Genomic DNA, 13,327 nt, shown 5'->3' with positions numbered 1-13,327 from the left:
AACTGTCGAACTCACCTGGAGAGTTTGTTCAATGAATGTCGGTGCGGATGTGAACCATTTCAGCGAATAGTTATATCATTGCAATCGTCATTTCATCAAATAAGATAGATTCTCCATGAGTTCACCCGATATTTCACTCCTTTGTACCGGCGATTTGCATTTGGGCCGGCGTCCTACCCGTGTCCCCCAAGAACTCGATAGCCCCAACGTATCTCCAAGATCAATTTGGCACGCAATAGTAGAGCAAGCTATTCAACAGGACGTTGATGGAGTTTTGATATCTGGCGATGTCATCGACCGTGAAAACCAATATTTTGAGGCCTTTGGGGCATTCAAAGGTGGGGCTGAGCGTCTTGATGAAGCAGATATTCCAACCATCGTTGTCTCTGGGAACCACGATTATAATTCCCTCCCTCAGTTGGTCTCTGGACTTGATTTAGACAACCTCACTCTAATTGGGACTGATGGTTCGTGGGAGCGGCATACTATCTCCGAAGACGACCAACCAATTCTACACGTCGATGGGTGGTCGTTCCCCCAAGAACATGTGCTCAAATCACCGCTCAGCCAATACAGTATGGCGGATTCTGATGTTCCTGTTATTGGCCTTCTACATGCAGACATAACGTCGGCTGACAGTGACTATGCTCCCGTCGAACAGCACGACCTTGAGGCTGAACCAGTTGAGGCGTGGCTTCTTGGTCACATACACGCACCGAGCATCCACGTCGAATCTTCGCCGACGGTTTTCTACCCTGGGTCACCACAAGCGCTCGACCCAGGCGAACCGGGTCCCCATGGGCCATGGCTTCTGTCAATAAATGGCTCGGAAACAGGCCTCGAACAGCTTCCGCTTGCTTCGGTCCGGTATGACCAAATCGAAGTTGCGGTTGACCAAGCCGAGAGTACGAAAGAAATCCCTCCACTCATCAATACTCATATCGAGGAGCATGTGGTCAATAACGTTGACACCACGCATCTCGAATTATTGGTGGCTCGCGTCAAATTAGTCGGGCGTACACCTGCACACAGAGAAATTGCACTTGAAAGAGAAACAATCGAGGACCAGTTACAATTCAAAATTGGGTCGCTCCCAGTACACATCGATTCGGTAGAAGTTGATACTGAACCAGCGGTAGACCTTGAAGAGCGGGCGAAAGAGTCCAGCCCTGTTGGCTATCTTGCTGAGATGCTGCTAACATTAGAACATGGAGACCCGGACGGTGAATATGAAGAATTGATTAGCGACGCGTCCGAGTCGATTCGTGAAGCCAAAGCAGGTGGTGCCTATAGCCCCCTCAGACGTGAGGGGCAAATCAACACAGTTGATGAAGATGATGCGATTGAGCTTGTGCAACGGCAAGGACGTCTCCTCCTCCATGAGCTGCTCACACAAACAGAGGGGCGTGTATGACCGACAGTAGCCTCCAACTCGAAGAGATAGATATCCGACGAGCTCCCGGATTCGACGATGGTGGGTTCTCTGCTGGTGATTTTTCTCCAGAGATCAATATCATCCACGGTCCAAATGCGTCTGGGAAGACAACACTAGCCAACTCTATTCGAGCGCTGTTGTGGCCACGGTCAGCAAATGAGCAAACATCGTTGATTGGTCAGTATTCCATCGGCGACGAGGATTGGCGAGTTGACATGGCGGCCCAATCGGCATCATTCCAATTGAATGGGAAGCCTGCAAATGGACCAAACCTCCCCCCAATCGACCAACGAAACCGGTACCAGCTATCTCTCCATCACCTTCTACAGTCAAATACTCAAAACAAATCCTTTGCAAAGCAGATCCAACAGGAGTCGATTGGTGGGTATGACCTGGGTGAAGCGTACGATTCTCTCGCGTTCAAAAATTCGCCGGGCAACCGAAATCTCACAGAGTACAAGAGAGCGGACAAGGCACAAAAAGCATGGCAACAAGCCAAGAGAGGGAGTCAACAATTACAAAAAGAAAAAGAACGCCTGCCGATGCTCAACGTCGACCTTGAGGAAGCTAAGCAAGCAGAATCTAAAGTTGAGCTTCTAGGACAAGCGATAGAGTATGCAGAGGCACGGAACGACCTCCAAGAGGCGGAAGCTCACCTCGAAGACTTCCCGGCCATTTTGGAGGATATTCGTGGAACAGAGGTTGATAGAGTCGACGAAATTGAGTCTTCTATAGAGGAGCAGCAACGGGTAGTTGACTCTCAGAGGCGGCAGAGAGACCAAGCGAAGGAAACCCTTTCAGAAGTCGGGCTTCCAGACTCAGGGCTTTCTGAAGGGTTGATTGAGGGCCTCAAGTCACGTCGAGATAAGCTGGATTCACTTGAGCAAGAAAAAGAAAACCACGAGCGAACGCTTGCGAGCGCTCAAGAACGACGACAAAAGGCGGTCAATGACATCCCTGCAGATATCGGTGGCGAAGACCTCTCTTCGGTAGACCCGGCAACGTGGAGAGAAATCTCTGAGTTTCTGAAAGCCGCCCAACGAGTGCACGCTAAACGAGAAGCCTACGACGCGGTCGACAAATGGCTTGCTGATGTAGAACAACCTGAGCAAGACACCGAATCCTTGCGACAAGGCCGTCAAGCACTCGAAAATTGGTTGTCGACGCCCACACCTGCCTCTGAGGCGAGTGGTAAAACTGCATTCAGAGTGGCTGCTGTGTCGGCTGTGATAGTTGGTGCATCTAGTGTCCTCTTAGGAGTCCTTGTTAACCCAGTATTCTTTTCTCTTCTTCTCGTCGCCACCGGTCTGTTCTACTTCGGATATCGGAGCCGGGACAACGGAGATGACTCAACGAACGCCAAACAGACGTACAAGGAGTCATTCGCTCGCCTTTCTCTCGAACCCCCTGCTAGCTGGGAATCTGATGAGGTCCGCAGTCGACTGACTGAGTTATATCAAGCGCTTGCGGATGCCCAGCTCGCAGAACAACGGAAAGAACGTCGAAAAGCACTCACATCCGACCGCGCAACGCTCGAAGAACAAGAAGCAGACCTCGAAACAAAACGTGCTGAACTGCGAAATCGTATTGGGATTAGCCCAGAAACTGATGCCGAATTAGCAGCAATCACCGATAGTATACGGCGGTGGCAGGATGCGAATGATGATGTATCAGGGGCGCAGGCAGAGCTAGAGTCCGTCATTGAACAGATCGAATCAACGTGTGAAAAGCTCAGTAACGAACTCGAACCGTATGGGTATGAATCAGTGGATGATTCCGCGACAGCGACAAAGAGTATTCGTAATTTAGAGAGTCGACAGCAGTCTCATCGAGAGGCGACTAACGAACTCGAACGCGCAAAAGAAGATATTGAAGCTGCTCGTGAAGAGCTGACCGAACTCAGACGGGAACGAGAAGATATCTACACTACCTGCGGACTCAGTGTTGGTGAAGCAGATGAACTTCGAAGACTCTGTGAGCAAGTGGAGGAATATGCTGAGGCAAAGCAAGCCGTAGATAAGCATCAAAGCCTGTTAGAGAAGGAAGCTAGTGAATTGGAGTCATACCCATCCTACGACCCCACGTTGAAAGAGCACTCTATCACAGAGCTTGAGACGCGAAAATCGGATGCTGAAGAAATAGCGTCGAAAAAAGAAGACCTCCAGCATGAAATCACGGAGATAGAGACCAAGATAGAGGGTGCAGAGGGAGACTCGGGGTTCGAAGAGGCGGTGGCGAACAAACAGCGGGCGTTAGATGCCCTTGCAGACCGGCTCAAAGAGGATGCTGAAGCGATGGTCGGTGACGTTCTTGTTGACCACGTTAGCGCTGCCACAGAGGACTCCAACCGTCCTGCAGTCTTTGAGGATGCACAGGCTATCCTCACTCGGATAACCAATGGGCGGTACAAACTCGATGTCGACAATGAGTCGTTCTTTGCTTACGACACCGTGAAAGAACGTGGCTTTGCACTCGACGAGCTATCTAGTGCTACCAGACTACAGGTGCTTCTCTCTGTCCGTGTTGCATTCATCCAACAACAAGAACAGGGTGCAAAACTCCCGATTCTTCTCGATGAAACGCTTGCAAATACTGATGATGAACGTGCCGAGGCAGTGATTGATTCAATGATTGAACTAGCCCGGGATGGTCGCCAAATCTTCTACTTCACTGCTCAGGGAAGTGAGGTCTCGAAATGGAAGCAAGCACTCGACAACGATGATAGAGTCGACCATGAGATTATCGACCTCGGAGCGATACAAGGTGCAACCAACAACGTAGAAATCCCCGACTTCGGTATCCTGGGGACGACCAAAGCGGTTCCCGCGGCCAACGGAGAGAGCCATGCCCAGTATGGTTCGGTTCTCGATGTGCCACCGTTCTCACCAAGGCAAGGTGCCGGCTCAGCACATCTCTGGTACCTCGTTGAGGACACTGACCTTCTGTATCACCTTCTCGAGATGGGAATCGAACACTGGGGGCAGCTGAAAACACTACTCAATCAAAACAACGGCACAGCAGTAATCGACGATGACGAACAGTTAGAAGCTATTCAACTGAACGGTATAGCACTCGAAGAGTTCGTTAAGTCGTGGAGAGTGGGTCGCGGGAAGCGTGTTGATAGGAGTGCCCTCGAGAAAACAGGTGCTGTGACTGAATCGTTCATCGACCAAGTGAGTGAACTTGCAGAAGAAGTCGATGGTAATGCAATGCAAATCATCTCAGGCCTACAGGATGGCAAAGTCAACAGGTTCAGAACTCGGAAGATAGACGAGCTTGAAGAGTTCTTTGAACAAAACGGGTACATAGAAGAACAAGAGACACTCGACGCTGATACGATCAGAGTACGGGTAGTCACTCGGTTGGCTTCCGCCGGGTTACAGCAAGAGGAAGCAAGGGAAAGAGGCCGTGAGTTGTTCATCCGACTTCAATCACGGTCATAAAATCAGTCGAGTTTACATCACCCGCACTATCTCGACCACCTATCTCTGGAGAACCTCACAATGAGTCGCTCACCCTGAGCTGACGACGTCTACGTGTGATTGAACCGACTTGCTGCCCACAAGCGGCTGCCAGGACGCCCATGAACACTGTCCATTTGCATGAGTACTCCAAGGACCTGTTCCCAAAGCTCTCCTCGACTGCGGTCCGACAGGTTAACCGCACCCCACGCTGCAGCTTTGACATCGACTGTTGAAACGAGCGATTGAGCTGAAACCACTCGAGCTGCAGCCGCTGACGCATCAACTATCTCATCTCTCGAAAATGCACCAAATTGATGTTCTGATTCAACCTGACTATCTTGTTCGTTATCTTGGTTATCAGTATGAACACCCGATTCGGAAACCTGACCACTGTCCTCGGTAGCGACCTGGACCGACGAAGCCGAATCTTCAGCGGGGTCAATAACCTCCTGCTCACCCAGTTCCTCATCTTCAGGTCGCTCTATTCTTTTGGAGGTTGTCGACTTACCGGAGTTGGTCGTCGAGGCTGGAGACTCCGCTGGGTCGAGTAGGTCGTCATCGACCGATGAGAAAGCATCTGCAATATCTCCGAGAATACCTGATTCTGCACGGAGTTCGTCAAATGAGGCGGTTGGGGCTGAACTTTCACTCTCAGCTTCGAATGTCTTGATATGTTTCCGTGGGTCAAGACTCGGGTTAATCAGCAGAGGTTCGAAGGTCTGTTGTTCAAAAATCCGGTCGTATTCTGAGACAATACCTTCCAACGCCTCAATCCCGTCTTTCGTTACCTCGTATTCGGTATGAAGGTCAATAGACCGTCCACCTTTTCCAGGATTTGACCGACGATGGCTGTGTCTTGGCGTGTCGACGTGCGGGCGAATAATGTGGCTCCGGAGAAACCGTTTGAAGAAGCTTGCATCTGACACAGATAGACCGTCTGTCGATTGAAGCACTTCACTCGGGATAAACCGGCGTCTATTGGCAAGTGCCTTGGCTAACAACAAGTACTCCTCAGCCATCGCGATGAGCCAGAGCATATCATACGCGATGGTACTGTAGGGTGTCGGTGGTTGAGGAATGATATCCTGAAGGAACTCGATGTCTGCAGACGTGAAGCCTTGCCGGAGTAATTGATGCTCCCCGGACATCCCACGGTGAAGCTGTATTTCGAACAATGCTCGGTATCGTCTCGCGAGTCTGACCAACGCCCACTCCCGATGTTCTGGGGCGAAGTATATCGTGTACACACCGCTTGCGGCAGACTTCGATGGAACAAGTCGTAGACTCTCGAAGTCGATGTCATGAGTGCCTATCTGTGGTTGTCTTACGAGTTCATCTTTGAACAATGGGCCGTCGCGTAATAGTGAAATTGGATAATCCATACCCGAAGTCATTCTGAGTGAATTATTTGAATCAAGACATGATTCTGTATATAATTACCGGAGGTTAGACCATGGGTCAATTGGGTCTAATTTTTTGTGGATACTACACCCGGTGTGTTACTCGGTTCTTTAATTAGCGTCCACATCTCTCTCTCTCTGAGAATGTCAGTTCATTATTATTAGGTGGCCTATTGTATCGGTAGCTGTGACCTCTCCGTTCCCGTTGACGACTGAAGACGGTGCCCAAGTTGTCCAGCGTGTTGTCAATGATTTCGAACAAACACGCGACGTCTTCGAACCCACACATCTCCCGGAGTCTCTGGTCATAGATGCTATTGGCCCCTCGAGCGCAACTCGAGAGAGAGCACTGTTCTTGACCTTCACCGCAATGATCGACTACCGAAAGGAGACCGCAGGTGAAGACGGACTATGGCAGGTGATGAAGAGGCTGTGGAAAGACAAGCAATGGATATTCGAACCAACAGCAGTCGTTAAAGAACACCCCTATCACGAACTCGTAGACACCTTTGAAAAAGAGCCAATAATGGCATGGCGTGATGCTCACATCTGGTACCGAAATGCCATGACGTTCCAGCGTGACTATGGAAGTGACCCGCAGAATCTCTTTGCCGACCACGAATGGAATGCACCAGAAACGCTCGAATTCATGCGTAAGCACGGGCGCCAATTTCCATACATCAAAGGCAAGAAAATCGGTTCATTGTGGGTCCGCCTAATACACGAGGAGGTCCATCCCCTCGAAGAGATTGAAGAAGTTCCGATTCCGGTCGACAGCCGAATCAGGCCGTTGTCGAAGCGGATATTTGAATTTGATAAACCAACCGCCGACATCACGGACGCTGATATCCGTAACCGTTGGTTTGAAATCTGTTCTAGGACTTCGACGTATTCGGTCCGTGCAGACCAGCCGTTTTGGTTGATTGAAAAGTATTGGTCAGAGTGGGGGCAGTCCTATCTGAACAGCGTCTATTCAGAGCTTGAATAAATACCACCTCACCGAAACTGATTATTAGTGTAGCACTTTCATCAGAATTAGGGTATTTCAATGACTAAGAAGCAGGACGATTGGCAGGCGATCTTGGATCATCTTGACCTAACGTTTGAGAACGGCGTAAGTTCCACATTCGACTCAGTAGATATTAAATACGCAACTGGTGACCGTGAGCCACGTCTTGTCTGTTCAATGGACTCACGCTCCTCGGTACCGCCAGTACTGAAAAATGACGACCTCTTTGTTTTACCCGTTCGAAATGGCGTCTATCGACTTGTCCAGGGGAAGGGCTACGAAGAACTGCCATTTATTGACGGGGCACCCACATCATGGAACAATAAGATAGCATTCGACTTAGTCACGCGACATGGTGGTGAAGGTGAAGACCCCCATCTTCTCCACGCTTACAATACAGGACTTCTTTCGAACTTTTTGGGGATAGACGAACTGTACCAAACGACAGCTGGACGGCGCTACTCTACCGCCTTCAAATTTCGTGTAGGAGACAGCAAAACCATCTCCGTTGATGGCGTTCAGTTCCAGGTTGACGGTCTTTTCGAGGGGGAAAACGATATTGTCATCGTGGAAGCGAAAGCGGGGAGCCGTGACGATTTCATCACCCGTCAACTCTACTATCCGTACCGTCACTACGCAACGGAACACGACAAGACAGTTCGAACCGTGTTTTACATTTACGACGAGAGCGCGGGTGTCCACTTCCTTTGGGAATACAGTTTTGATGACCCGCATGACTATACCAGTCTCTTCGTGGAACGTAGTGGTAAGTACCGAATCGACGATCCGCAGTCCAATCTGAGCGAGTTCTAGTAGCGTGACGAATCAGAAAGAGAGTAGTCTCCCAATCTGTACTTTCTGCTGCTGATATTCGCTATGTATTCAACACGGTCTCAGCTACCGATTTCACATCGCGAGTTCAACAAAGCCTTCTGAATACGAATTCTTACGACATAAGATAACATGCAGCGGAAGTTATATTTCAAACTGATACAGTTTCATATATTATGTCTAAATGGAGTTTCTGGGCTATCATTGTGGGGGGTGCTGGAATATTATTCAAGTCAATTGACGAGGCAGCAAGAGTCACAGGTGATGGCCTCCGGGTTTTAGATGACACATCAATAATTCGCAGTGCCCTCAGTCGGGCTGTACAAGCAGACATTTTCAGTGCCGATGCTGCAATCACCATATTCGTAGTACTATTTGTCTTATTTTGGCTCGGGAAGTCAGAGTAACCAAAGAATACACGCCAACATTTATTTCCAGATTTCCAGTGCTATCAGGGCTCAGGCCTTCTGTACCTTCTCGCAATGAGGGCAGCGAATGAAACTCTTGTCGAATAACGCCCCAGTGAGGCCTCCCGCGATTGCACCAGGCACAGTTCCTGCGATCGCTCCAGCCGGTCCAAGCGCAAGCCCGGTCCCTGATCCAAAGTAAGCACCTGCACCAGCTCCTGCAAGAGTTGCAGCTCGTTTGCTGGCTGGGTTTTTGTTCGCGTCAAAGGTCCTATCACACTTTTTGCAAATGTGGTTGTTTGCCATGGCCACTAATAACCTCAATATGTAATCAAATTTGTGCTGACAATCAGCCTAATTTGTATAACTCAGTTCAAGATAACGGGGAATAGATTCAACTCACCGAAGCGAGTTAGCTTCGCCAGTAGTTGTTGACAGGCAGTCCTATTCGTCGATATCGAATCCGTAGTAGTCACGGCTCGCTTTGAGATATACCTCGTGTGGACGCTCTTCTTCAGTATCAGGTAACTTCAGCTGTTCTCCATGGTATTTCGAGAATTCCTCATACCCATCGAGGTCATGAGCGTCGAGAACAAAGATTTCGTGCTCATCCGTGATTGTGAACCACCCTGTATCGAATGCCCAGTGATGGAGTTTACACAGTGCGATGCCGTTCCGAATATCGTCTCTCCCACCTTCACTTCGTGGGTAAATGTGTGCAGCTTCGACCTCGGGATTCCCTGCAGGTGACTTTCGCTTTGCTCCACAGACTGCACAGCGGTTTTCGTAGGCGGTCTTCACCGCCTCAGAGAACGCTCGGTCTCGGGCTACACGTTCGCTCTTTGTATACTCAACATCCTCTAACAACTGCGGTGCGCTGTGTGCCTGTTCTTTAATAGCCTGTCTCTCGTGGTCGAGTTCTTCACGAGAGAGGTTTTCTTCAGTGTCACAAGTGAAGAGTACCTGCCTGAGACTCTGTTTTCCGGCTCGAAGAGAGGTCACACGTTTGTCCGCAACACGTGTGAACCCTTGGACAACTTCCCGTCCAGAATACCCGAGTGCACTCCAAATTTCACTGATCGGGCGGACAGCAGATGTATACTGAGTAACCGTGAATACGTACTGGCTCAGCGGTTCACCCCAGAGCGCTTCACCTGCACTAGAGCCGGTAACAACACGGCCGATACGGCCACCTGCAATGAACTCGCCATCGTGGTAGAACAACAGATAGTCACCCGTGTGTAGCTGGTCCAATGCGTTTTGCTTCTTTGCTGAGTCTGTTGTCGTCGCTCCCCAGATTCGTACGTTGTCAATACCGGTTAGCTCTGCAGGAAGTTGTCCATATTCAGTGGTGTCGACCGGAGTCGAAACAGTCTGTGTAAAATGGTCGACCCAGTCGCTACTGATTGGAATTAGATAGAGACCGGGACTGGTGACGTTTCCGTGGTCTCGATGGTCAACATATCTCATCTCAAACTCGTAGACCATCCGGCCACCTCGCTCGACGTAGTCGTAGTCTTCAACGTCAACGACTCCTTGGTATCGCCACTTCCGGTCTCCTGTGCCCTTGTAGAAAAAGAAAATTGGGACAGTCTCGGTAGCAGCTTGTAGTAAATTCGCGTTCCCGGGTGACTTTTCAGTCTGGTCGCCGGTCAGTCCTTCACCGATATACGTAAACCTGCCACTCTGAACTGAATCGTCGTATGGGCCGTCTTCTTTCGCAAAGAGGAGAACGTATTTCTGACCACTGTCGTCTGTTCGGGGATTGATTCCGGTGATTTGGTATCCAAACCCTGTTTCGAAGAGTTCCTCAATATCTTCCTGGGAGAACTTGTCGCCCTCATGCAACCCTGTGGGAGGGACCTTCATACACGGATGTGGATGAGGGGTTGCTTTTCAGTTTGGGGGAGAAATTGAGATTGCTGAACAGAATATAACCCAACTCAGTGATTACAGAGTAAGAACTACTCGGGCATCTCCAAGAGGTCTGTAATCAGTTCATATTGTTCTTGCAGTGCGGTGATGGTGCGACCGGCTTCCCCAATCCCCCGCTTCGTATTTTGGATGATTGGCGTGCTATGTGCAACATCATTTCGTAGGTCCACTATCTTCGCGAGTCGACTACTCGCCTGGTGACTCGAATCAAATCCGAACTGTTTCCAGCAGTCTTCGTGAGATGAAATGACCTTCTTGAGCGTCGAGAACTGTGCATAGTGTATCGGTGCCAAAGCAACATCAGCTTCCTTCGCTTTGTCATGCCGGTCGTTGATACCATCCAATGTATCTGGGTGCAGGTTCGTCGTGTCCTGCCAGTCAGGTGCATGTTTGGTGATAGAATTGCGGAATTTGTGTTCGAGGCGTGAAAGAAGTGTATAGAGATGTTGGTACACAGGTTCTGTGTTCAAATCAGCGCGAGTGAGTACACCTGTCACTTGATTTCGGTCTGCAAGATAGTAGAATCGGCGTTCATACAGAGCATCAAGCAGAACGTCGAACTGAGCGTCACTCGCGATTATCACATCTACTCGGAGAGGCACACAGACGTCCGCGAGGGTTAGATCATCATCAGCGTCTTCGAGTATAGCATCGGTGATGTACCCGACCGGCTGTCCAGCATTGTACACTGGTGCAGAGTTGAAATCATTTGTTTCCAGCCACTGGGTTGTTTCTTCCACAGTATCCGTCACTACTCGGGATTTGGGGTTTGGGTTGGCAATTGCTCGAGCTGTACACGCAAATTGGTCATCCATAAATGTATTTTCTCAATCAAATAATAATAAAGCAGCCATTAGAATCTACACAGCTGCACTGGGAGAATTACCATACTCACCACCACCTGTATCTTCGGAAACCATCATGAAGTACGAGAGGTCTTCGACAACCGGTTTCGGAACGACGCCATTGTCGAACGAACTGAGGTGACCCAGATGTATCGGGAGTAGACCATCTACTTCACCTTGCGATTTCGTGTAGAGCAATCGACGTTGTACGAGTCGTTTTTGACTGCTCGTTGCAGTTCGCCGCCATTCCTTGAATTTTCTATTGAGCTGGACTTTCTTGGCATCAGGAGCGTGCCGATACGAGAAGTTACCCCAGACGTGACCAAACTCCGTTATGTAGACCAGACCGCCAGTTGGTCTGTACTCGAGATACGTAGCAACCAGTTCGGGGTGGTCAAATGCAGACTCGAATTCGAACCCCTGCCACTTCCATTTGAGACTCCCATTTGGACTGACACTCCAGCTTTCACCGTGTGTAAATGACAGCCCATCCCAGATATTGGCGGTTCCAGGGGCCGGTGGTGATGGATCAATATCGAACTCGAGGAATTCTATGTTTCCCGCCAGCTTACCGACGTATACCGGAATGTACCCTTTTGCAAACGGCGCCTCGTCAGCATGGTCATACTCACTGGCGTGTACCTTCGTGAGTATTTCTCGCGACGCCGTGACTCGAAACTGCCCAGTTCCACGTCCAGCTGTCTTTCCAAGTCGACCAAGTGCCTCAACTAGACCTTCTGGTGGCTCGTTATATACCTGAATTTCATGTCGGTGCTGCCAACGCATCACGAGCTGGTTGAATTTATGTGAGTGAACGATACTGTATTTGGACCCTCGATACGGAGATGGCCAGGGCTTTCCAGGATTGATGGTTACTTCTTGTCGCCCCGCAATTGGCACTGTTGTGGGAACTTCCTCAAGTCGTGCGTTGTTCGTGGCGAGACTCATCACTCTAACCCCCAATCAGTTGGGTCGTCATCGAAGTCATCATCATCGGCGTCGTCGTCTGAGTTGACTCGGTGTGAGTCTGGCGAGAGCGATGATGTCGCCCCGAGAGAAGCCGCCCAACCCTCAAGGGTAGATTGCTCTTCGGGAGAGAGATCAGTCGTAAGTGAAATGGGCTCACCGAGTTTGAGTGGCGTATCAGTGAGCGTGCCAACGTAGATTGGCAGCATTTCGACGCCCCGTTCCTTGCGGAGTTTGATGATGTTTCGAATAACAAGAGGAAGGTCATCGAATTGGTCACGCACAGTTTGGGGAGTTGGATGGGCCAGAATGAGCGTGATTACGTCACCCCAAGGCGTGATTCTGAACGACCCTCCTTCAGGCTTGTACCAATGTAATTCTCGAATAAGGTCTGTTGGAAGAACGGTTTCAACAGGATGTCGAAGTTTTGACTCAGGGTCATGCCACCAAAAGTGGTCACGGTCGCTGAATCGGTACTTTGCGCCATCGTACACACTCGGCCAAAGGTCACCAGGTGAAAGTCCAGTGGGTCGAACAGATACTGAAACTGTTGGGTCGGCTTTGGGAACAAGTGAGCCGTCGAGTGAGAGCGTCCCAAGGTAAATCGGGATGAACTCGTCTGTGTCCTCGTCATGGATTTTCGTGATGACATCGGCACTTTCGGTAATCCGAACGCTCCCACCTGGGATATTGAGAGTGAGAAGAGTGTCGAGGAGTTCTGTTGGAACGGGGTCGAGATAGAGGCGGTCAGTCCAATTGTAGAGCTGCCACCACACCTCATCATTCACATTAGTGTGAAGTTTGTAGCCTCGATAGTGGTACGGCCATTCATCTCCTGGTGAGAGGTGTTCAGCGGACATCACACCCTCCAGCAACGGTGATATTCAAATCTTGATTAAACATATGACAAATAGTATTACGAGGTGTTAGTATTTTAACACTCTGTGGAATCGCTAGTTCGACGGGCTACTACCAAAAACTCCAGTTGAGATGGAGAGTGGTTATTGAGGTTAGAAGTGGATACTACAGTACTCG

The 13,327-nt window shown here is 49.8% G+C and carries 9 protein-coding genes; 4 read left to right on the top strand and 5 right to left on the bottom strand.

Features of this window, described 5'->3' with window-relative positions; all coding sequences use genetic code 11:
• The first annotated feature begins 115 nt into the window (after positions 1-115).
• Positions 116-1,414 carry a metallophosphoesterase family protein gene (locus tag ACK3SC_RS03670; RefSeq protein WP_416838761.1) on the top strand — a complete coding sequence of 433 codons (1,299 nt, stop codon included), beginning with the start codon at positions 116-118 and terminating at the stop codon, positions 1,412-1,414.
• Positions 1,411-4,878, top strand: coding sequence for an ATP-binding protein (locus ACK3SC_RS03665; RefSeq protein ID WP_416838760.1), 3,468 nt, complete (start codon positions 1,411-1,413; stop codon positions 4,876-4,878). The genes ACK3SC_RS03670 and ACK3SC_RS03665 overlap by 4 nt, the downstream gene beginning before the upstream one ends.
• Before the next feature lie 89 nt (positions 4,879-4,967).
• Here the strand turns inward: ACK3SC_RS03665 and ACK3SC_RS03660 are convergent, their stop codons facing one another.
• Positions 4,968-5,936 carry a hypothetical protein gene (locus ACK3SC_RS03660; RefSeq protein WP_416838759.1) on the bottom strand — a complete coding sequence of 323 codons (969 nt, stop codon included), beginning with the start codon at positions 5,934-5,936 and terminating at the stop codon, positions 4,968-4,970.
• 550 nt (positions 5,937-6,486) lie between these two features.
• Here ACK3SC_RS03660 and ACK3SC_RS03655 point away from each other — a divergent pair.
• A complete protein-coding gene (locus ACK3SC_RS03655; protein ID WP_416838758.1) occupies positions 6,487-7,287 on the top strand; it encodes a hypothetical protein in 801 nt (266 codons plus the stop codon).
• Positions 7,288-7,347: 60 nt separating this feature from the next.
• Positions 7,348-8,121: a type II restriction enzyme gene (locus ACK3SC_RS03650; RefSeq protein WP_416838757.1), complete on the top strand. Its 774-nt coding sequence runs from the start codon at positions 7,348-7,350 to the stop codon at positions 8,119-8,121.
• 869 nt (positions 8,122-8,990) lie between these two features.
• On the opposite strand, the gene ACK3SC_RS03645 is transcribed toward ACK3SC_RS03650, so the two are convergent.
• The 4 genes from ACK3SC_RS03645 to ACK3SC_RS03630 all read right to left on the bottom strand — a co-directional run bounded on the left by ACK3SC_RS03645 (position 8,991) and on the right by ACK3SC_RS03630 (position 13,152).
• A complete protein-coding gene (locus ACK3SC_RS03645) occupies positions 8,991-10,415 on the bottom strand; it encodes an HNH endonuclease (RefSeq protein ID WP_416838756.1) in 1,425 nt (474 codons plus the stop codon).
• A gap of 95 nt (positions 10,416-10,510) precedes the next feature.
• The gene (locus tag ACK3SC_RS03640) at positions 10,511-11,221 is read right to left on the bottom strand and encodes a CBS domain-containing protein (protein ID WP_416838755.1); all 711 of its coding nucleotides are present in this window, start codon (positions 11,219-11,221) and stop codon (positions 10,511-10,513) included.
• A 120-nt stretch (positions 11,222-11,341) separates the two neighbouring features.
• A complete protein-coding gene (locus tag ACK3SC_RS03635) occupies positions 11,342-12,274 on the bottom strand; it encodes a hypothetical protein (protein ID WP_416838754.1) in 933 nt (310 codons plus the stop codon).
• Complete coding sequence (locus tag ACK3SC_RS03630) at positions 12,274-13,152, bottom strand: hypothetical protein (RefSeq protein WP_416838753.1); 879 nt, start codon at positions 13,150-13,152, stop codon at positions 12,274-12,276. Before ACK3SC_RS03630 ends, ACK3SC_RS03635 begins: the two co-directional genes overlap by 1 nt.
• Positions 13,153-13,327 lie beyond the last annotated feature (175 nt).

This window comes from Haloferax sp. DFSO52 (assembly GCF_048158745.1).
Taxonomy (GTDB): domain Archaea; phylum Halobacteriota; class Halobacteria; order Halobacteriales; family Haloferacaceae; genus Haloferax.
Note: the sequence above shows the minus strand (reverse complement) of the source record. Positions and strands in the feature narration are given on the sequence as shown.